We start from the raw sequence: 18,825 nt of genomic DNA, 5'->3' as shown, positions 1-18,825 counted from the left end.
TTTTGCGCGAACCGCCTTGCACGACTTGTCTCACACGAATGGTGCGGCGCATGATGGAGCCATGGAAAGCAGCTCCGAGCGCCGTCCGTCCTGGACCTTCCTGACGAATCACGCACGGGTCCTCGTGGCGATCTCCCGGGATCCCGGGGTCCGGTTGCGCGATGTCGCGGCCACCTGCGGACTCACCGAGCGGACGGTCCAGGCGATCGTCGCCGACCTCGAAACGGACGGCTACCTGAGCCGCTCGCGCGACGGCAGGCGCAACCGGTACGAGATCGCCGAAGGCGCGATGTTCCGGCACCCGGCCGAGGCCGGCCACGAGGTCGCCGGCCTCCTCTCCCTGCTCGCCGACGACACGCCCTCGCTGAGGCGGTAGCGCACCGTTGCACCCGGGCGGTCGGGCGACGCGCACGCGCAGGCCTCCCGCACCGCAAGGGTGCCGGGAGGCCTGTCTCGTGAGCCCGTCTCCTGAGGGAGCCAGTCAGTCCTTGAAGGTGTCCTTGATCTTCTCCTTGGCCTGACGGGCGTCGCCCTTCGCCTTCTCGGCGCGGCCCTCGGCGGTCAGCCGTTCGTTGCCGACAGCCCGGCCCGCCGTCTCCTTGAGCTTGCCCTTGGCCTGCTCCCGCTTGGCCTTGGCCTTCTGTTCACCGGACATGGTGGGTCCTCCACTGGGAAGGGAACTGCGGACGCTCTGGCGTCTGACCCGTATGGCCCGCGGTAAACCCGCCGCCGGAGCCCGTGGCCGCCCACGGGCGTCCGGACGCCGGACGGAGGACACCCGTACGGGGGAGAAGGGGGCCACCGGCCAGGGCGGTGGGGCAGGAAGCGGCGCGGGGGTGCGAAGTTGCCCGTGACGCCCGGTGGTCACGGCCGTCGCGTCTCGTCCCCGGATGTCCGAGGAGCCGGCCATGGTCCTGCGTCCCGTGCCGCACACGAGCCCGTCCGGCGCGGTCGGGCGCCGTTCCCTGCTGCTGGGCACGGCCGCCTGGTGCGCCACGGCCGCCGGCTGCACGAGGGGTGCGGGGACCCCGGCCGCCGCAGGAGTGCGTACGCCCGCCGAGGCCGCGCACGCCACCGCCCCGGCGACCTCGGGGGCGCTTCCCGCCGCCGTTCCGTGGCGGCCGGGGCCGGGCGAGATCGAACCCGCTGTCAAACTCGCCGCCGTACGGCTCGTCGAGGCGCTCGGGACCTGGCCGGCGGGCCGGGGCGGCCCGCGCAACGCCACGGCCCGTGCCGCGGCACTGGGCATCTCCGCACCCCTGGCCGCCAGGTTCGCGGCCGGAGCGGGCCCGCTGACCCCCGCGGCGGACCAAGCGGTCGTCCGCGTGATCGACGCCCAGTACGGCGGCCTCCTGCCCGACACGGCGAGCGTCCTGATCCCCTGCGCCCAGTCCACCCGTACCGGCTCCACCGTCCGCGAGGGCGGAACCACCGTCGACGTACGGCTGGAGCGCACTTCCGCGGGCTGGTCGGTCACCGCGCTGCACCCCGGCCGGCCGGGACCCGCGGCGACACCGAGCGCCGCCGCGCGGGCCGTGCTGGCCCAGCCCCGGATCGAGCTGCCGCCCGGCTCGGCCGCGGACATCCGCAGCGGCGCCGTGCACGAGAGCGTGCTGCGCGCGATGCTCCGGCTCGCCGACACCTACCGGGTCTCGGTCAGCGTCGTGCGGTCGGGACACCCGATCGACGTGTTCGGGACGAGCCGGCCGAGCGACCACCCGCTCGGCCGGGCCTTCGACGTCTGGGCCGTCGACGGCCGACCCGTCGTCGACCCCGCGACGCCCCGGAGCCTCGTCACCGCCTTCATGCGTGCGGCGGCGGCCGCGGGCTCGTACAACGTCGGCGGCCCCGTACGACTTTCGGGCGGCACCCGGCCGAACCAGTTCTTCTCCGACGCCACGCACCACGACCACGTGCACATCGGTTTCGCCGCCTGAAATTCGCCCTCCCCGCCCCGGCGCACGGGTGAACACGCCCGGCCCGGGGCCGGATGCTTGTAGCATTCCTGCCCATGTCGAAGCCTGACGACCTGCTCGTTGCCATCGCCGCCGCTGTGGAATCGCAGCAGACCAATCAGATGTCCTTGACCGTCCTGGTGGACGGCGCCGTCATCACCGGCCGCCTGGCCCCCGAGAGCGCGTGGCGCCGCCGGGTGGCCGAGGTCCTCGCCGACTCGGACCGGCTCGGTACGTTCGCGAGCCTGTTCATGGACGCCGACGACGGCGATCCCGTACCGAAGACCCCGCCGACACCCTCCTACCTGCACTTCCACGTCGCCCGCATCCTCCAGGGCACCGTGGGCATCCCCGAGACCGGAGGGATGTACCGGATCGCCATCAAGGACGTCAGCGCCTGGACGATGGGCGACTTCAGCTACTCCGAACCGTAGACCTCACTCCGGCGGCCCCGTTTGGGCCGGTGCCGCCAGGGCAGTCGCACACACATGTCTGAGCTGGACGAGCGGGAGACGGCGACCGTCACCACCAAGATCCCGGCACGCCTGGACCGGCTGCCCTGGTCGCGGTGGCACTGGATGATCGTGGTCGGCCTGGGGACCGTATGGATCCTGGACGGCCTCGAAGTCACGGTCGTCGGAAGCATCGCGGGCCGGCTGTCCGAGGAGGGCAGCGGCCTCGACATCACCGACGCCCAGGTCACGGGCCTTGCGGCCGCGCTGTACGTGGCGGGGGCCTGCTCGGGTGCGCTGGTGTTCGGGCGGCTGACGGATCTGTACGGCCGCAAGAAGCTCTTCCTGGTCACCCTGGGCGTCTACCTGGCGGCGACGGCACTCACCGCGGTGTCGTTCTCCGCCTGGTGGTTCTTCCTCTTCCGCTTCCTCACCGGATTCGGCATCGGCGGCGAGTACGCGGCCATCAACTCCGCCATCGACGAACTCATCCCCGGCAAGTACCGGGGCCGGGTCGACCTGATCATCAACGGCAGCTTCTGGCTCGGCGCGGTGGCCGGCGCGCTGCTGTCCGTCCTCGCGCTGAACGTGAACATCCTCCCGCCCTCGGTCGGCTGGCGGCTCACCTTCGCGCTCGGCGTGGTCCTGGGCCTGGTGATCCTCCTCGTACGGCGTCACGTGCCGGAGAGTCCGCGCTGGATGTTCATCCACGGAAGGGCGGAGGAGGCCGAGCAGCTCGTCACCGAGATCGAACGGCGGGTGGAGGCGGAGAAGGGCGAACCGCTACCCGAGGCCGCGGAGTCCATCACGGTCACCCAGCGCCACGGCATCGGATTCGGCCTCATCGCGAAGACCGTGTTCCGCTCCTACCCCCGCCGCGCCGTCCTGGGGCTGTCCCTGTTCATCGGCCAGGCGTTCCTGTACAACGCCATCACCTTCGGGTTCGGCAGCATCCTGATCCGCTTCTTCGACGTCTCCAGCACCGTCACGGGCTACTACTTCGCCGTCGTCGCCGTCGGGAACTTCTTCGGCCCGCTCTTCCTCGGCCGGCTGTTCGACACCTGGGGCCGCCGCCCGATGATCGCGGGCACCTACGTGCTGTCGGGCCTGCTGCTCTTCGGCACCGCCTGGCTCTTCGGCGCCGGAGTGCTCAACGCCGTCACGATGACGGCATGCTGGTGCGTGGTCCTCTTCTTCGCCTCGGCCGGGGCGAGTTCGGCGTACCTCACGGTCAGCGAGATCTTCCCGATGGAAACGCGGGCCATGGCCATCGCCTTCTTCTACGCGATCGGAACGGCGGCCGGCGGCATCTCGGGTCCCCTGGTCTTCGCCGGTCTCACGTCGAGCGGCGTGGTCTCCGACACGGTGCTGGCCTTCTGCATCGGCGCCGCGCTGATGGTGGCCGCGGGGATCGTGGCCGTCTTCTTCGCGGTGGCCGCGGAAGGCAAGCCCCTGGAGCAGATCGCGACCCCCCTGTCGGCCCGCGACACCGGCGGCGGGGCCGCCTGACGGCCGTCGGCGTCCCTCCCCGTACTCCGTGGATTTCCTGCCTCCTCCAGGCATGAAACGCGGCGTGGATGGTACACGCAGGGTGTTCCGGTGCTTCCAGGTGCCGGGCGCTTGGAGGTAGTCGTGATTATCCTCGGAGTGATCCTTCTGATCATCGGCTTCGTCACCGGAATCTCGATTCTGTGGACGATCGGTCTGATCCTCGCCGTCATCGGCCTCATCCTTTGGGTGCTCGGCTCCGTCGGGCACGCGGTGGGAGGGCGCAACCACTACTGGTGACCGCCGACGGACCGTGCCATTCGGGGAACCGCTGCGCCATTGGGGCGAGTGGGCGGCAGGTCGCCGGACCGGGGGGCGTCTCCCGAGGCAATGTCGAAAGCGGGCCGGCCGGGACAGGCGGGCCGAGGCATGCGCCACGGGACGGGAGACACACATGGGGCAGCACAACAAGCGGGCTCAGACGGTGATGGCGATGGCCGCCCTGGGGATGGGGCTGCTGCTCCAAGGCGCCCCGGCGGCCGTGGCGCAGCCGGTGCCGGGCGAGGCCACGGCCGCCGCGCCCGCCGCGCCCGAAACCTCCGTCGAGTCCGCCCAGTCCGCGCACGTGCAGGGCGTGGTGGTCAGCCGCGTCACCCTCCACGTGCGGGCCAGGGCGACGACCTCCGCGAAGGTGCTCGGCTCGCTGGAGCCGTTCGAGAAGGTGCAACTGTCCTGCCAGGCCAAGGGCTCCTCGGTCGAGGGCAACAACATCTGGTACCGGCTGCACGGGGAGCCGGGCTGGGTCTCGGCCCGCTTCGTGCACAACTACACGCCGGTCCGGTGGTGCTGACGGGCTGCGCGCCGACGCGCCCTACCGGTCGGCGGGCGAGCGGTCGCGCCACAGCCGGCTGAGCCACGGGCGACGGACGCGCTGCGCGCGCGAATGCCGGTCGAGCTCCTCCACGAGCCGTTCGGAGCGCTTCTCCACGCCCAGTTCGTCCAGCACCCGGTCGGCTTCCGCGAGCAGGGCCCCGTACAGCTGCCAGGTCCCGGGCCTCGCTCGCGCCTCCTCCTGCAGCAGTCGCGCGGCCCGCTGACGGCTGAGGCGCGCGGCGGCCAGCTCCTGCGTCAGACGGACCTCCGCCTCCTCGGCGCTCGCGCTGATCTGAGCCGTGATCAGCACGGCGAAGTTCTCGACGGCGCTCGCCATGTGGGCGAACAGCTCACGCAGCGCCTCGGCGAGGTGGTCCTGGAACAGCGGGCCGTCCGTACGCGTCTTGGCCAGGTCGGTGAGGGTGCGGCAGCAGACGCGCAGGACGACGGCGCAGATCTCCAGCGTGTCCAGTCCGGTGCGCAGCACCAGACGGAAGAGGAGACCCTCCTTCACGCGGGGATTGAGCCGCAGGCTGTCCTCGGCCTGCCGCAGCGCCGCGTCCACGCCCGTGATGTCGTTGTCCAGCCGCCGGGCCTCGTGCAGCCGGGCCGCCGCCTTCTCCACCGGGGTGTGCTCCGCCAGCTCGTCGCCGAGGTGGACCAGCAGGTCGCGCATGCGGCCGGCGAGCGAGGTGATCGCCTCGCTCGCCGGCGCGACCCACACGGGCGGCGCGAGGAAGACGTTGAACAGGAGTCCCACGACCGCCCCGATCAGCGTCTCCAGGACCCGGTCCCAGGCGGTGGCCGCCACCCGCGTCACGCCGAGCACCAGCATCGCGCTGATCGCGACCTCGGGGACGAACTCGTCGACCCGCACCAGATGGCCCACGACGAGCGAGGTGAGGATGACCAGGCCCAGGCTCCACCAGGTGAGGCCGACGAGGGCGCTGAACCCGATGGCGACGAGGACGCCCGCGACCACCGAGTTCACCCGGCGGATGCCGGTGGTGAGGGTGGTGTAGAGGGTGACCTGGACGACGAGCAACGCGGTCAGGGGTGCGGTCAGTGGCGCCGGTTCGCTGCTCAACCAGAGCGCGACGACGTAGGACACCACGGCCGCCGCCGTCGACCGGATGGCCTGTACGACGACGGGCTCACGGCGGCGGCTGACGAGGGTGCGTACGGTGACGATGACTTCGGGCATACGTGCGAGCCTTCCCGGAGTCGGCGGCACCACGCGTCACATAGATCACTTAAGCACCACCGTACGCGAGGCGGTCCGGGCCGGCTCCCCCCGGCCGGGGCGGCTGCCCCGTATGGCCCAGGGGTGTCTTCCGGCCCGCGCGGCCCGGCCTCGAAGCCGGTCACCCGGCCCGGGGCTAGGGTGGGTCGGGGGGAGGTCGAGGGAGGTCGGAGCAGGTGTCGACGTCAAGCCATGAGGTGTTCGGGGCGCCGTGCTGGGTCAGTCTGATGACCGGCGACCTCGATGCCGCCCAGCAGTTCTACGGCGCCGTGCTGGGCTGGGGGTTCCGCCCCACCCGCCTCGGCGAGGGGTTCTGCGTCGCGATGCGCGACGGGATCCCGGTCGCCGGAATCGGCGGGCTCGCCCGCAGCCTGGGGGTGCCGGTGGCGTGGACCCCGTACTTCGCCGTCGACGACGCGGACGTCACCGCCGCCCGGGTGCGCGAGCGCGGGGCCACGATGGGGGTGGGCCCGCTGGCCTTCGGGACCGGGCGGGCCGCGCTCGCGGCCGACCCCGACGGGGCGGTCTTCGGGTTCTGGCAGGGCGAAGTGATCCCGGACTGGACGGCCCATCCCCGCGGCGCGGCCGCCTGGCTCGAACTGCGCACCCGCGACGCGTTCGCGGCGGCCGTGTTCTACGGCGAGGTCCTCGACTGGGCCTGCGAGCGATCCGGGTGCTGCGACGTCTCGTACGAGCAGGACCACGTGGTCATCCGGCGCGGCCGCGACACCGTCGCCGTGATCAGCGGCGGAGCCGTCGAGGAGGCCCCGGACCCGCAGGTCCGGCCGCGCTGGCACGTCCACTTCGACGTGCCGGACCTCGAAGCCGCGGTCGAGACCGCCACCCGGCTCGGCGGCCGCACCGTCTCACCCGTGCACACCACGCCCGCGAGCCGCCGGATCACCCTGGCCGACCCGGACGGCGCCCTCTTCACGATCGTGGCCCTCCAGAACGGGGCGGGGCCCACCACACGGCTCGGATGACGCAGGCGGTTCGCCGATGCCCGGGCCGCGCCAGTCCTATGGCGTGTCCCTAGCCGCGGGCGGCGAAGGCCTTCGTGAAGGCCAGCGGCTCCTGGAGTACGGACGAGCACGTCGCGTCCGCGGAGTTCTTCGCGCCGCCCGGGCACTGCTTGTCACGGGCGCCCGACCACATCGCGAGCCAGCCGAGGCCCTTGGAGCGGGCGAAGTCCACGAGCTGCTTGGCATCGTCCGGCGTGAAGACCTCGACGGCGACGTCGTTGACCCCGATCATCGGCGTCACGGCCACCGCCTTCCACGCCGCCGCCTCGCTCAGGCCCAGCACGCCCTTGATCTGCGCCTGCGTCGCGGTGGCCGCCTGGATGGCGTAGCCGCCCATGTCACCGCCGTACGCCGGGCCGTAGTCCATCGCCATGATGTTGACGGCGGACACCGCCACCCCGTTCCGCTTCGCGTTGGCGATCAGGTCGACGCCCGGCTGCGTCAGCCCCTCCGGCATCACGGGCAGGGTGAACGAGACGTCGAGCCCGGGATGTGACTTCTGCAGCTGCGCGATGGCCTGTGCGCGCCGGGTGTTCGCCGCCGTGTCGGGCAGGGCCGCACCCTCGATGTCGAAGTCCACCTTGGTGAGCCGGTACGTGTCCACCACCTTGCCGTACGCGGCGGCGAGATCGGCGGCGGAGCCGCACGCCAGGCCCAGCTCGGACCCGGCCGCACCGCCGAACGACACCCGCACGTCACCGCCCTTGCCCCGCAGGGCGGAGATCTGCGAGGCGACCCGGTCGTCCCCCAGGGACGTGACGCCGCCCCAGAGCGGGGAGCAGCCGCCGCCGGAGGTGATGAAGGCCAGGTTGAACTCCTTCACGCCCGTCTTGGCGGCCGTGTCGAGCAGGTCGAAAGCCGGGTAGAGCGAGGTGTCCACGTACGGGGCGAACCCGGCCGGCGCGGTGGTGCCGCCCGGGCGAACGGTCGGAGTCGGCTTCGCCGTGGGCGCGGTGGTGGCCGTCGGTGTGGGCGCGCTCGTCGGCTTGGCGGTGGGCGAGGCGGAAGCCGTCGGGGCGGTGGTGGGCCGGCCGCTCGGGCTGGGCGTAGGTCCGGTCGCGGGAGAGCACTTCTCCTTGTTGATGAGGCACCCCGTGGGACTGCCCGCGTCGGCGCTCGCCGTGGTCACGAACCCGACGGTGACCGAGCCGCCGGCCGCGAGCCCGGCCGTGTCCCACTTGGCCGGTCTGACCGTCACGTGCTGCCCGTTGACGGTGTGTTCGCCGTTCCAGAGGGAGGCCAGGGAGGTCCCGGCGGGCAGGTCGAACTCAAGGGTCCAGTCCTTGAGCGTTCCGCCGCCGTGGTTGGTGACGACGTACTGCCCGGTGTAACCGGTGGTCCAGCCGCTCGACTTGGTGAAGACCGCGCCGACCGAGGCCGCCTGTGCGGTACCGGTCAGTGCCAGGGCGGTGCCCCCGACGGCCGCCGCGACGGCCAGCGCCGCGGCCGCCTTCGTCTTGGCGCTCGTCGTACGGCGATGGGAATGGCCAGCCATGAGGACCTGCCTCCGTGCTCGGGGGATGAGGAACGAGCAGCACGCTAGCGAGGCCAAAACGGACGAATGTACGGTTCGGGCCCCGCCGGCGCGTTCTTGAGGCCGCCTTAAGGAGTGGATGGGGGAGGGTTAATGACCACGGAACGGAGGGCGACCGCGTCAGCGCTTCAGGTAGGCGAGCACGGCCAGGACCCGGCGGTTGCCGTCCGGGGACGCTCCGATGCGGAGTTTGGTGAAGATGCTCGCGGTGTGCTTGGCCACCGCGCTCTCGCTGATGTGCAGCCCGCCGGCTATCGCCGCGTTCGACCGGCCCTCGGCCATCAGTTCGAGGACGTCGTGCTCCCGCGGGCTCAGCCCGTCCGTCAGCCCCCGGGCGTCACCGCGGGCCAGCAGCCTCGCGATGACCTGTGGATCCATGACCGTACCGCCGGCGGCCACGCGGCGTACGGCGTCGACGAACTGGCCGGTGTCGGTGATCCGGTCCTTGAGCAGATAGCCGATGGCGCCGGCGCCGTCCGCCAGCAGTTCGTTGGCGTAGAGCTGCTCGACGTACTGGGACAGCACCAGGACGGGCAGGCCCGGGCGTCTGCGCCGAGCCTCCAGCGCCGCCTGCAGACCCTCGTCGGAGAACGTCGGCGGCAGCCGTACGTCGACCACCGCGACGTCGGGCGCCTCGTCCAGCAGTGCCCGCAGGAGGGCGGGTCCGTTGTCCACCGCCGCGACCACCTCGCAGCCGTGGTCCTGGAGGGTGCGGACCAGGCCGTCCCTCAGCAGGAAGAGGTCTTCGGCGAGGACAACGCGCATGGGATCTCCAGCGTCACGGTGGTCGGGCCGCCCTGCGGGCTGTGCAGGACGAGGATGCCGTCGAAGGTACTCAACCGGCGCCGGACCCCGCGCAGTCCGGTGCCGCCCGCGGACTCGTCCGCGCCGCCGCGGCCGTCGTCGGCGACCGCGATCCGCAGCAACGCGCCGTCGACGTGCTCCATGAGTACGCTCACGCCCCGGGCGCCGGAGTGCTTCGCGGCGTTGGCCAGCAGCTCGTTGACCGCGAAGTACGCGGCGGATTCCAGTGGCGCCGGGAGCCGGCCCGCCAGCCGGTCCTCGACTTCGACGTCGAGGAAGCTGTCGAGCGCCAGCGAGCGCACGGCGTCTCCCAGACCGCGGTCGGCCAGGACCGGCGGGTGGATGCCGCGGACCAGCTCCCGCAGGTCCCGCAGCGCCCTGGCGGAGGTCTCCCGGCCCTCCGACAACAGGACGCGGGCAGCGGCCGGATCGGTGTCGACGAGCCGGGCGGCGCGGTCCAGCGTCATGCCCAGGGCGACGAGCCGGGCCTGCGCCCCGTCGTGCAGGTCCCGCTCGATGCGGCGCAGCTCCGCCGCCTGGATGTCGAGCGCATCGGTACGGGTCTCGGCCAACCGCACCACGCGCCGCCTGAGTTCGGTGGTGGCCGAAGCGGACAGCAGGCGCCGGGTCCAGCGCGCGTGGAGCCGGAGTACGGCGGGCGCGCCGAACACGCCGGCGGCGATGAACCCGAGCCCCGGCACCAGCGCGGCGAGCATCGTCGCCGTGCTCTCCACCGGGACGAACGCGTACCAGTTGGCGTCGCCCAACCGCTGCCACACCAGCGGCTGCACCAGCACGCCGAAAGCCCCGTACCCGACGAGCGCGAGGGGTACGGCGACGAGCGGCCCGCCGATCGCCGGCTCCAGCCAGGCCCAGGCGAGGTCACGCCAGAACCCCTCGTTCCCGAGGACCGCGGCAGCGCGCGCACGGCGGTTCCCGGCGCGGTCCAGGGGCAGCGGCGCGAGCGGGCCGACGGGGAGGCCGTCGCGGTCGGCGGCGCGCCGGCGGGCGCGGTCGGACAGCGCTCGCAGCGCCTCGGCGGCGGGCGGCAGCAGCGGGAGACCGGCTCCGACGGGCAGGAGCAGCAGGGCGAGGACCACGAGCCCGCCGACGGCGGACACGGCGAAGGCGTACAGGCCGAGCAGCTGGCACCGCACGAGGGAGGTCCACGGGCGGGCCCTCGCGGCGTGATCCGTCAACGCGCGGGACCTGTCGGACGTTCGGCCCCCAGGGCCCATGTGGCGGCGGCCGCCAGGCAGGCCAGAGCGAACAGCGCCATCGGGAGTACGGCTCCTGATTCCTCGTCCATGAACAGCAACAGACCCAGGTTGATCAGCATATGAAATCCTCCTGCGAACAGCAGCCGCGACCCCCCGCCCATTCGCTCCAGGGCCGACCCCAGCACCACCGACAGGGACACCGTCACCAGCAGGAACGCCGCCGCATATGCGGGCACTTGAGCGAACACCGGGACGTGCCAGGCGCCCCAGAGCAGCCCCACCGCGAACGACGAGGCGAGCGGGCCGCACCGCGTGCGGAGCAGGGGCCGGAGCAGACAGCGCCAGCCGATCTCCTCGCCGCAGGCGCCGACGAACTGCGCCACGACGATCACGGCGAAGGGGCGGCCCGGCGAGCCGGGGCCGGTGAACCGGACGTCCCCGGTGAGGACCGCGTACGCCGGCACGCAGAGGGCGATGATCAGGGGCGCGGTGACCAGCAGCAACACGCCGCGGTGGCGGGGCCGTTCCGATGCGCTCAAGGTGCCGGCCAGCAGCTCGCGGGTCGCGCGAGGCCACAGCAGCGCGAGCACCGCGACGGCGAGCGCCGGTCCGAACTGCGTCAGTTGGAGCACCTCGGCCGGGATCGGGGTCCCCGCCTGGGCGGCGCCCAGCGCGCCGGCCGCCACGAAGGCGACGACGAGGAACACCGCGATCTTCGCGCCGAACCCGGGTTCCGGTATCGCAGGCGCCTGCTCGTAGGCGTTCCCCATGTCGTGAGCCTCCGTCGTCGGGGTGTAACGGGTACGCCGTCGACGATGCCGTGCGTGCGAGCCGGTGCCGCTGTACGCAGCTGCCCGATGGGGTGTACCTGCGTACACCCCGCACCGGTCCCCGAGCCGGTGGCCGTTCGACGTAAGGGTTTCGTCATCCCGGGATCGTGGCGCCCGGATCCCCCGCCCGCATTGAATGGAGGGGTACGGAACGACGACGAGGGGCAGCCAATGGCGGGGACGACGACGGACGCGGTGCCCGGCACGGGCATGGGTACGGGCACGGGTTCGGGCAGGCGCAGGCGCCGCCGGCTGCTGACCGGGGTGCTGATCGCGGCGACGCTGGTGCTGGGCCTGGGACTGTACTGGGCCGAGCCGTGGAAGCTCTGGCAGGACTCCACCGTCAACGAGGCACTGCCCAGCGCCTCCGCGGCCCCGGGAACGCCGGGTCCGCGGACCGCCCCGGCGCCGGGACCGGGACCGCAGACCCTCGCCCAGGGTTCGCTGATCAGCCACGAGCACGGCACCACCGGCACGGCGAAGCTCATCAGGCTGCCCGACGGCTCGCGCACGCTCCGCCTGGAGAACCTCGACACCAGCAGCGGTCCCGACCTGCGCGTATGGCTGACCGACGCGCCGGTGAAGGAAGGTGCGGACGGATGGTTCGTCTTCGACGACGGCAAGCACGTGAGCCTGGGCAAGCTCAAGGGCAACAAGGGCGACCAGAATTACGAGATCCCGGCCGAGGTGAACCTCGCGGACTACTCCAGCGTCACCATCTGGTGCGACCGCTTCAACGTGTCCTTCGGCGCAGCGGCCCTCCGGGCGGCCTGATCCGCACGACGCACGTCGCGGCGGGCCGCGCAACCACCCCCGGCGGCCACCTGCCCGTCCGGGTCCGCCGAGCCGCCACTCGTCTGCCCGACGTGCCGTCACCCGGCCCGCGAGCGGCGGGCGTCAGGGTCGGGGCATGAAGATCGCGCTCGCCGCCCTCCTCTCGGCCGCCACGCTCACCCTGACGGGGGCCGCCCCCGCGCCCGCCGGATCGTACGCGCCCACCGCCCGTACGGTGTCCGCCTGGCTGCCCTGGTGGAACATCGAGACCGGCTACCAGGACGCCCGGGCCCACGCCGACCAGCTCCACACCGTCAGCCCGTTCTGGTACGCCACCTCCTCCGCGACCGCCGTCGACGACGAGGCGGGGGCGGGCGACCGCCGCATCATCGACGGCCTCCGCGCCAAGGGCGTCAAGGTCGTCCCGACCGTCACCGAAAGCCTCGACGCCGCCGCGATGGCGGCCCTGCTGGGCGACCCCTCCCGCCGTGTCGCGCACGTCGACGCCCTGATGGACGTCGCCACGAGCCGCGCCTACGACGGGCTCGACCTCGACTACGAGCGGATGACCGAGACGCAGGACGCGACGCTGCGCGAGCAGGTCCGCACCGGCTACAACGCGCTGACCACCGAACTCTGCGCCCGCCTGCACGCCTTGGCCAAACAGTGCGTCATCACGGTCATGCCCCGCACCCGCGACACGGGCCTTGCCTTCGACTACGCGCACCTCGGATCGGTCGCCGACCGGCTGCGCATCATGGGCTACAACCTCCACAACGCCCTACAGGCACCGGGCCCGCTGTCCTCCCTCGCCTGGTACGAGGAGTTCCTCACCCACGCCACCGCCCACGTTCCCCGCGAGAAGCTGGAGGTGGCCCTGCCCGCCTACGGCTGGAACTGGGCGGTGGGCTCCATCGCCCGCGCGAAGCACGTCACCACCCGGGAGGCCGAGGCCCTGCGCCGCGCTGTGGGGGCGCCGTACACGTACGACACCGCGTCCGGCACCCCGCACTTCACGTACACGGACGACGACGGCGACCGGCACGAGGTCTGGTACCAGGACGCCCGCGGTACGGCCGCCCACCTGGCCGTGCTCACCCGGTTCGGCATCCGCGCCCCGGGCCTGTGGGCCCTGGGCTTCGAGGCCGCCGATGTGTGGCCCGTGCTGGCCGGGCGGTGAACGCGTGGCCGGGGCGCAGAAGTGACGATCCGGTCTCGGATGCGGTGATCACCGTTGCTTCCGCCGCCGACGGTGCGTTTGGCGGTCATGGAAGCAGCTTCTACGCGTCCAGTCGTGTCCCCGGACGTTTCTTTCGCAGAGCTCAACGGCGCGTACTGGATCGACTCCGATTCCTCCCCGCACGGCATGCAGGAGTGCGCCCAGTGCGCCCTCCTGCGCGAGTCGTCGGCCGGGGAGCCCCCGGCCTTAAGGGAGGGCACGGCGGCGGACGCCCCCTGCCGCGCCGGCATCGGCTGGGCCCTGACGACGGGACGGCCGTTACTGGTGACCTGCGCGGCGATCACCGTCACCGCGGCGCTCGTCACCGTGGCGCTGGGCTGACGGGCCGGGCCGGGCTTTCGGAGAGCCGGTCCGTGCGCGTAGCGTGGTCGCATGACTACGACACCGGCTGAAGCGGGCGGGCCGAAGGTGCCGCCGTCCTCCCCGCCGCGTCCGCCCGTGGACGGTCGCCGGGCCATGGACCGGGCCCGGCCGCGGATGGAGATCCGCAACCGGCAGACCGCGGGGCTGACGTTCCGCGCGGACCCGTGGGCGGCGAAGAAGGCCGGTGCCCGGGCCACGGCCACGGTCCGGGCCTGGGGGTACGCGCACCTCGACGAGCCGGATCTCGACGCCGCCGTACGGAGTCTGGTGCGGGCGGCGGTCGCCGACGGCGGGAAGCGGATCAGCGTCCACCTCGCCGACCAGGACCACCGCGTCCTCGCCGTCGCGCTCAGCCACGTCGCCGGCGCCGCCCCCGGCGGGGACGACGTGCTCACCGAACTCGCCGCCCTGCGCACCGTGGTGAGCTGCGGCAGCGACCTCGCTCCCGACGGGCGCAGGGTGTGGGCCCTGCTCGACGCCGCGCCGCGCCCGCAGCGGGAGCGGCGGTCCGGGCCTGCCGCGGGCACCGACGCCGACGCGGGGGTGTGAGGGCGGTTCAGGACGAGGCCACCGTGGCCGGGTTCGGGCGGCCGGACCTCGCCCGCCTCGATCCGGACGCGCGCCTCCCGAGGCGCCGGTGCAGCAGCGCGTCGAGGGAGAGGGCGGGCGCGCCCGCCAGGATCAGCGGGATCCAGGCCACCAGGTACACGAGGTCGTTGCCGTAGTAGTACGGGGTGGTCGGCCAGCTGACGGTCAGCCACAGGCTCAGCGAGATCAGCGCGCCGCCGAGAGCGGCGACCCGGGTCAGCAGCCCGGCCAAGGCGCCCAGCCCGACGGCCAGTTCCCCGAGGGCCATGGCGATGCCGAAGGCCACCGGGCTCTGGGAGGAGAGCTCGACCAGACCCGGGAGCGCGGCGGAGTCGCGAACGGCCTCCATTTGCTGTCCGATCGAGCCGTCACCGCTGACGGACAGGAACGCGGCGTCCGTCAGCTTGTCCAGCCCGGCGTAGACGAAGGTGAAGCCGAGGAAGAGGCGCAGCGGCAGGAGTGCGTACTCGGCCGCTCGCGCGCGCAGGTCGGAGGATGTCGTAGTCACATCCTGCACACGCGGGAACCCGCCTCGCGGTTCGGCCGTATTCGGTTGCGGACGCGGTGAACCACCGGCCGCATCCCCGCGTGTTCCTGCTGAGGCTGGGGTGACAAGGGATCCTCCGGTCCGTTTCCGGTACGAGAAGGAGATACGGCCATGGGTGACACCACGCGTCGGCGCACGGTTCTCGCGGCGGGCGCCGCCACGCTGGCGGGCACGGTCCTGAGCGGCTGCGGCAATGACGGCGGCACCGGGGCGGCGGCCGACGACGCACCCGGCAACGCCCCCGGCAGCGCACAGGGCGAACCCTCGGCGGGCGCCGCGGCCGGCGGGGGCTCCGGGGGAGGCCAGGCGCTCGCGCAGACGGCGGACATCCCGGTCGGCGGGGGGAAGGTGTTCAAGGACCAGAAGGTGGTGGTCACCCAGCCGATGGCGGGGCAGTTCAAGGCCTTCTCGGCGACCTGCACCCACCAGGGCTGCTCGGTGGCGACGGTGAAGGACGGAAACATCGTCTGCCCGTGCCACCAGAGCCTGTTCAAGATCTCGGACGGCACGGTCGCCGGAGGACCGGCGACGCGCCCGCTGGCGGCGGCGAAGATCGCAGTCGAGGGCGACAAGATCACCCTCGCCTAGGCGGGGGGCCCACGGCCCCCGGCCGCTCGGTCCGCCGCCGGGTCAGCGCGCCCGGCGGGGGACCGGGCGGCATGGTGGATGGCGTGGACGTTGATGTGGATGCGGTGGCCGCCGAGCTGTACGGGCTGGCTCCGGAGCGGTTCACCGAGGCCCGGAACGAGCGGGCGGCGCGGGCGCGAAAGGCCGGGCAGGCCGGGGCGGCCAAGGCCATCGGCGCGCTGCGCCGCCCGACGCGGGCGGCGTACGCCTCGAACCTCCTGGTGCGGCGGCGCCCGGAGGAGGTCGCCGCCTTCCTTGAGCTGGGCCGAGCGCTGCGCCGGGCACAGCGGTCGTTGGACGGTGGAAGTCTCCATGCCCTGTCCCACCAGCGGCACGTCGTGGTCGCCGCACTGGCCCGAACCGCCCGGCAGCTGGCCGAGGAGGAGGGCCAGGCGGTCGGCGAGAGCGTCGCACACGAGGTGGAACAGACCCTCCGTGCGGCCCTGGCCGATGCCGACGCCGCCGGGCAGTGGTCCGGTGGACGGCTTTCCACCGGGTTGGACCCGCCGGTCGGTTTCACGGGTCTCCCCGAGACGGCCCCCCTCCGGCCGCGGCCCGACCGTCCGGCAGAGCAGAAGCGGAAGCCGGAGCGGAAGCCGGAGCAGAAGCGGGCGACGGGGCCGAAGCCGAAGCCGGAGGCCAAGCCGAAGCCGGAGCCGTCCCGCGAGGCGGAGCAGCGCCGTGCCCGGGCCGAACGGGCGCGGGCCGAGGCCGCGGCACGGGCGACGGAGCTGCGCGCGGCCGAGCAGCTGGTTGCCGAAGCCGACGCGCGTGTCGCAGACCTGGAGGGGCAGCTGCGCGAGGCCCGGACCGGGCGGGCCGAGGCACGGCGCGCGCTGTCCGGGGCCACGGACCGCGCACGCGACGCCGCCCGTGCGGCGCGGGAGTAGGCCGTCGGGCGACCGGGGGTGTTCGGAGGGACACTGGACCCAGGGGCCGATGCCGGATGTGCTGCGGCGAACGGAGGACAGCCACCATGCTGGGAGACAGCAAGGGATTCAGCGGCTACTCGGTGGACGACATCGAGGGGGCCAGGGGTTTCTACGGTGAGACGCTCGGACTGCGGGTGTCCGAGGAGAACGGCCTGTTGACCCTGCACCTGGCAGGGGGCACCGACGTGATGCTGTACCCGAAGGAGAACCACGAGGCCGCCACCTTCACGGTGTTGAACTTCCCGGTGGACGACATCGACCGGGCCGTCGACGAACTGACCGCCCGCGGTGTGGCCTTCGAGCGGTACGAGGCGTTCGGCCAGGACGCGAAGGGGATCGCCCGCGCGACGCCGGGTCCCGCGATCGCGTGGTTCAAGGACCCGGCCGGGAACGTCATTTCCGTCCTCCAGCCGAACGGCACGTAGCCGGGGCCGTCCGACCGGACCGGGGCCGGACGGCCCGACCATCCCACGGTGGGTGGCAGCAGCCCGCAGGGGGTGGCTAGCCCCATGGTCGAGTCCTCGTCGCGCCGCGATGCTTGAAGCACTTGAGGCGGACTCGAACGAGGAGACGACATGCGGATCGTGGCAGCGGACGGCGTGACCGGAACGGCCCTGGCGGACGGTCGGATGAAGGTACGGACGGCAGAGCGCGGCGAGTTCCGCTGCAGCCCCGTCGGCTCGGCGATGTGGGTGGCCCTGCGGGTCAACGACGGGTTCCTGGATCTGGCCGCGTCCTCCCTCGCCGACGCCTGGCAGACCGACGAGGTCAAGGTGCGTACGGCGATGAGCGCCTGGGCCGAGCGCCTGATGGACGCGGGCCTGCTCAAGGCCGCGGCGTGAGCCCGGGCCGGCCGACAGGGTCCGGCCGTAGACGGTCGGCGGGTCGGCGTGGTGCCGGGGGCGTACGTCTGCCGGAGCGGGCCGCGCTCCACCCGACCGGGTGAGGGGGCTCGCAGCGGTCCTTGATCATCCAGTACGGTCCGGGGCATGTTCATCGTCACCGTTGCCTACACGGCACCCCTCGAAGACGTGGAACCCTGGCGGCCGGCCCACGGCGACTGGCTGAAACAGCAGATCTCACGGCGGACGCTCCTGGTGGCGGGGCGGCAGAAATCGCTGGCCGGTGGTGTGTACCTCGCCCCGCAGATGCCCGTGGAGGACCTCGGCCGCCTCCTCGCCACGGATCCGTACGTCGTCAACGGCGTCGCCGACCACACCGTGATCGACTTCACCCCGCACCTCGTCGTACCCGGCCTGGAAGCCCTCACGGCGTACGAGTGAGCCGAGGCGTCCGGCCGCCGGCGCCGCGCACGGTTCCACCGCGGCCGCGTGGACGCGCTCGCGGACCTCAAGAGAGCTCTGGAGCGACCGCACATGGACAGCACGACGTTCCTCTACACGACCTACATCCGTACGACCCCCGAACGGCTCTGGCGGGCCCTGACCGAGCCGGCCTTCACCGACCGCTACTGGGGCGTCTCCTTCGAGAGCGACTGGGCGAAGGGCTCAGGCCTCGTCTGGAAGCAGGGCGGAGCCACCATGGCCGACGCCGAACAGGTCGTGCTCGTCTGCGAACCCTTCCGGCGGCTGTCGTACACCTGGCACACGTTCACCGAGGAGTGGGCCCGGGCCGTCGGCATCAGCGAGGAGGTCCGTACCCGGATCGCGGCCGAACGCCGCTCCACGGTCACCTTCGACGCCGAGCCGGAGGGCGAGCTCGTGAAGCTGACCGTCACCCACGAGTTCGACGCCGACGGCATCTTGCACGGCATGTGCAGCCAGGGCTGGCCGCCGATCCTCTCCAGCCTCAAGACCCTGCTGGAGACCGGCGAGCCCCTGCCGACCGCCTGATCCCCACCGCCTGATCCCAACCGGCCGATCCGCGCCGGCCGATCCGCGCCGCTACGGTCCGGTGTCGCCCGCCGTCGGTACGCACAGCACCGGCACCGGCGAAAGGTGCAGCAGCTTGTGCGGGGTCGAGCCCAGCAGGGCGCCGCGGATGGGGCTGTCGCCCCAGCTGCCGACGATGATGACCCGCGCGTGGTGGCGCTCCGCGGCATCGAGCAGGGCCTGGGCCGGTTTCTCGTCCACCACCTCTACCGTCGACGGGACACCGGCCTCGTCGGCGGCCTCGACGGCCCGGGCCAATGCGCTGCGACCCGCCTGGCGGACGGCTTCCCGGTGGGCCCGGTACTCCTCGCCGGCGGCGCCGGGCGCGGCGGCGCCGTAGACGAGGACGAGCGGCTCGCCGAACGCGGCGGCGACCTCAAGAGCCACGTGCAGGGCTCGCTCCGCGCCGGGCGACTCGTCGTACCCCAGGACCACGGACAT

Annotated in this window: 25 protein-coding genes; 17 read left to right on the top strand and 8 right to left on the bottom strand. The window is 72.8% G+C overall.

Annotated features, from left to right (window positions below; genetic code table 11):
- Window positions 1–61 precede the first annotated feature (61 nt).
- Window positions 62–376: a helix-turn-helix domain-containing protein gene (locus tag AB0M92_RS11555; RefSeq protein WP_366101900.1), complete on the top strand. Its 315-nt coding sequence runs from the start codon at window positions 62–64 to the stop codon at window positions 374–376.
- Between the two features lie 105 nt (window positions 377–481).
- On the opposite strand, the gene AB0M92_RS11550 is transcribed toward AB0M92_RS11555, so the two are convergent.
- Window positions 482–655, bottom strand: coding sequence for a CsbD family protein (locus AB0M92_RS11550; RefSeq protein WP_366101899.1), 174 nt, complete (start codon window positions 653–655; stop codon window positions 482–484).
- Between the two features lie 235 nt (window positions 656–890).
- Between AB0M92_RS11550 and AB0M92_RS11545 the strand changes: the two genes are divergently transcribed.
- The 5 genes from AB0M92_RS11545 (at window position 891) to AB0M92_RS11525 (ending at window position 4,745) form a co-directional block, all read left to right on the top strand.
- Window positions 891–1,937 carry a hypothetical protein gene (locus AB0M92_RS11545; RefSeq protein WP_366101898.1) on the top strand — a complete coding sequence of 349 codons (1,047 nt, stop codon included), beginning with the start codon at window positions 891–893 and terminating at the stop codon, window positions 1,935–1,937.
- A 74-nt stretch (window positions 1,938–2,011) separates the two neighbouring features.
- The gene (locus AB0M92_RS11540; protein WP_366101897.1) at window positions 2,012–2,389 is read left to right on the top strand and encodes a hypothetical protein; all 378 of its coding nucleotides are present in this window, start codon (window positions 2,012–2,014) and stop codon (window positions 2,387–2,389) included.
- A gap of 54 nt (window positions 2,390–2,443) precedes the next feature.
- On the top strand, window positions 2,444–3,916 hold the full coding sequence (locus tag AB0M92_RS11535) for an MFS transporter (RefSeq protein WP_366101896.1): 1,473 nt from the start codon (window positions 2,444–2,446) through the stop codon (window positions 3,914–3,916).
- A gap of 123 nt (window positions 3,917–4,039) precedes the next feature.
- On the top strand, window positions 4,040–4,195 hold the full coding sequence (locus tag AB0M92_RS11530; RefSeq protein WP_359173981.1) for a DUF6131 family protein: 156 nt from the start codon (window positions 4,040–4,042) through the stop codon (window positions 4,193–4,195).
- A 154-nt stretch (window positions 4,196–4,349) separates the two neighbouring features.
- Window positions 4,350–4,745 carry an SH3 domain-containing protein gene (locus AB0M92_RS11525; RefSeq protein ID WP_366101895.1) on the top strand — a complete coding sequence of 132 codons (396 nt, stop codon included), beginning with the start codon at window positions 4,350–4,352 and terminating at the stop codon, window positions 4,743–4,745.
- Between the two features lie 21 nt (window positions 4,746–4,766).
- On the opposite strand, the gene AB0M92_RS11520 is transcribed toward AB0M92_RS11525, so the two are convergent.
- The gene (locus AB0M92_RS11520; RefSeq protein ID WP_366101894.1) at window positions 4,767–5,972 is read right to left on the bottom strand and encodes an aromatic acid exporter family protein; all 1,206 of its coding nucleotides are present in this window, start codon (window positions 5,970–5,972) and stop codon (window positions 4,767–4,769) included.
- Between the two features lie 266 nt (window positions 5,973–6,238).
- On the opposite strand from AB0M92_RS11520, the gene AB0M92_RS11515 reads away from it, so the two are divergent.
- Window positions 6,239–6,994 (top strand): VOC family protein, encoded by a 756-nt coding sequence (locus tag AB0M92_RS11515; RefSeq protein ID WP_366101930.1) that lies wholly within the window; start codon window positions 6,239–6,241, stop codon window positions 6,992–6,994.
- 49 nt (window positions 6,995–7,043) lie between these two features.
- Here AB0M92_RS11515 and AB0M92_RS11510 read toward each other — a convergent pair whose 3' ends face one another.
- The 4 genes from AB0M92_RS11510 to AB0M92_RS11495 all read right to left on the bottom strand — a co-directional run bounded on the left by AB0M92_RS11510 (window position 7,044) and on the right by AB0M92_RS11495 (window position 11,361).
- Window positions 7,044–8,528, bottom strand: a complete 1,485-nt coding sequence (locus tag AB0M92_RS11510; RefSeq protein WP_366101893.1) for a cellulose binding domain-containing protein — start codon at window positions 8,526–8,528, stop codon at window positions 7,044–7,046.
- 159 nt (window positions 8,529–8,687) lie between these two features.
- Window positions 8,688–9,332: a response regulator transcription factor gene (locus AB0M92_RS11505; RefSeq protein ID WP_366101892.1), complete on the bottom strand. Its 645-nt coding sequence runs from the start codon at window positions 9,330–9,332 to the stop codon at window positions 8,688–8,690.
- Entirely contained in the window at window positions 9,296–10,570 is a 1,275-nt protein-coding gene (locus AB0M92_RS11500) for a sensor domain-containing protein (protein WP_366101891.1), read from the bottom strand. The genes AB0M92_RS11505 and AB0M92_RS11500 overlap by 37 nt, the downstream gene beginning before the upstream one ends.
- Entirely contained in the window at window positions 10,567–11,361 is a 795-nt protein-coding gene (locus AB0M92_RS11495) for a CPBP family intramembrane glutamic endopeptidase (protein WP_366101890.1), read from the bottom strand. The genes AB0M92_RS11500 and AB0M92_RS11495 overlap by 4 nt, the downstream gene beginning before the upstream one ends.
- Window positions 11,362–11,631: 270 nt before the next feature.
- On the opposite strand from AB0M92_RS11495, the gene AB0M92_RS11490 reads away from it, so the two are divergent.
- From AB0M92_RS11490 to AB0M92_RS11475, 4 genes are all read left to right on the top strand, one after another.
- On the top strand, window positions 11,632–12,195 hold the full coding sequence (locus AB0M92_RS11490; RefSeq protein ID WP_366101929.1) for a DM13 domain-containing protein: 564 nt from the start codon (window positions 11,632–11,634) through the stop codon (window positions 12,193–12,195).
- 136 nt (window positions 12,196–12,331) lie between these two features.
- Window positions 12,332–13,375, top strand: a complete 1,044-nt coding sequence (locus tag AB0M92_RS11485; RefSeq protein WP_366101889.1) for a glycosyl hydrolase family 18 protein — start codon at window positions 12,332–12,334, stop codon at window positions 13,373–13,375.
- A gap of 114 nt (window positions 13,376–13,489) precedes the next feature.
- Window positions 13,490–13,756, top strand: coding sequence for a hypothetical protein (locus tag AB0M92_RS11480; protein ID WP_366101888.1), 267 nt, complete (start codon window positions 13,490–13,492; stop codon window positions 13,754–13,756).
- A 51-nt stretch (window positions 13,757–13,807) separates the two neighbouring features.
- A complete protein-coding gene (locus tag AB0M92_RS11475; RefSeq protein WP_366101887.1) occupies window positions 13,808–14,347 on the top strand; it encodes a hypothetical protein in 540 nt (179 codons plus the stop codon).
- A 7-nt stretch (window positions 14,348–14,354) separates the two neighbouring features.
- Here AB0M92_RS11475 and AB0M92_RS11470 read toward each other — a convergent pair whose 3' ends face one another.
- Window positions 14,355–14,894, bottom strand: a complete 540-nt coding sequence (locus AB0M92_RS11470) for a DoxX family protein (RefSeq protein WP_366101886.1) — start codon at window positions 14,892–14,894, stop codon at window positions 14,355–14,357.
- Window positions 14,895–15,044: 150 nt separating this feature from the next.
- On the opposite strand from AB0M92_RS11470, the gene AB0M92_RS11465 reads away from it, so the two are divergent.
- From AB0M92_RS11465 to AB0M92_RS11440, 6 genes are all read left to right on the top strand, one after another.
- On the top strand, window positions 15,045–15,521 hold the full coding sequence (locus tag AB0M92_RS11465) for a Rieske (2Fe-2S) protein (RefSeq protein ID WP_366101885.1): 477 nt from the start codon (window positions 15,045–15,047) through the stop codon (window positions 15,519–15,521).
- A gap of 83 nt (window positions 15,522–15,604) precedes the next feature.
- Window positions 15,605–16,450 (top strand): hypothetical protein, encoded by an 846-nt coding sequence (locus tag AB0M92_RS11460; RefSeq protein ID WP_366101884.1) that lies wholly within the window; start codon window positions 15,605–15,607, stop codon window positions 16,448–16,450.
- An 86-nt stretch (window positions 16,451–16,536) separates the two neighbouring features.
- A complete protein-coding gene (locus AB0M92_RS11455) occupies window positions 16,537–16,917 on the top strand; it encodes a VOC family protein (RefSeq protein WP_366101883.1) in 381 nt (126 codons plus the stop codon).
- 150 nt (window positions 16,918–17,067) lie between these two features.
- The gene (locus AB0M92_RS11450; RefSeq protein WP_366101882.1) at window positions 17,068–17,334 is read left to right on the top strand and encodes a PqqD family protein; all 267 of its coding nucleotides are present in this window, start codon (window positions 17,068–17,070) and stop codon (window positions 17,332–17,334) included.
- 147 nt (window positions 17,335–17,481) lie between these two features.
- Window positions 17,482–17,775, top strand: a complete 294-nt coding sequence (locus tag AB0M92_RS11445) for a YciI family protein (protein ID WP_366101880.1) — start codon at window positions 17,482–17,484, stop codon at window positions 17,773–17,775.
- A gap of 93 nt (window positions 17,776–17,868) precedes the next feature.
- Window positions 17,869–18,345: an SRPBCC family protein gene (locus tag AB0M92_RS11440; RefSeq protein ID WP_366101879.1), complete on the top strand. Its 477-nt coding sequence runs from the start codon at window positions 17,869–17,871 to the stop codon at window positions 18,343–18,345.
- Between the two features lie 51 nt (window positions 18,346–18,396).
- On the opposite strand, the gene AB0M92_RS11435 is transcribed toward AB0M92_RS11440, so the two are convergent.
- Window positions 18,397–18,825 carry a universal stress protein gene (locus tag AB0M92_RS11435; RefSeq protein WP_366101878.1) on the bottom strand — a complete coding sequence of 143 codons (429 nt, stop codon included), beginning with the start codon at window positions 18,823–18,825 and terminating at the stop codon, window positions 18,397–18,399.

The organism is Streptomyces sp. NPDC051582, from assembly GCF_040681715.1.
In the GTDB taxonomy this organism is placed as follows: Bacteria; Actinomycetota; Actinomycetes; order Streptomycetales; family Streptomycetaceae; genus Streptomyces.
This window is presented reverse-complemented; position numbering and strand designations above follow the sequence as displayed.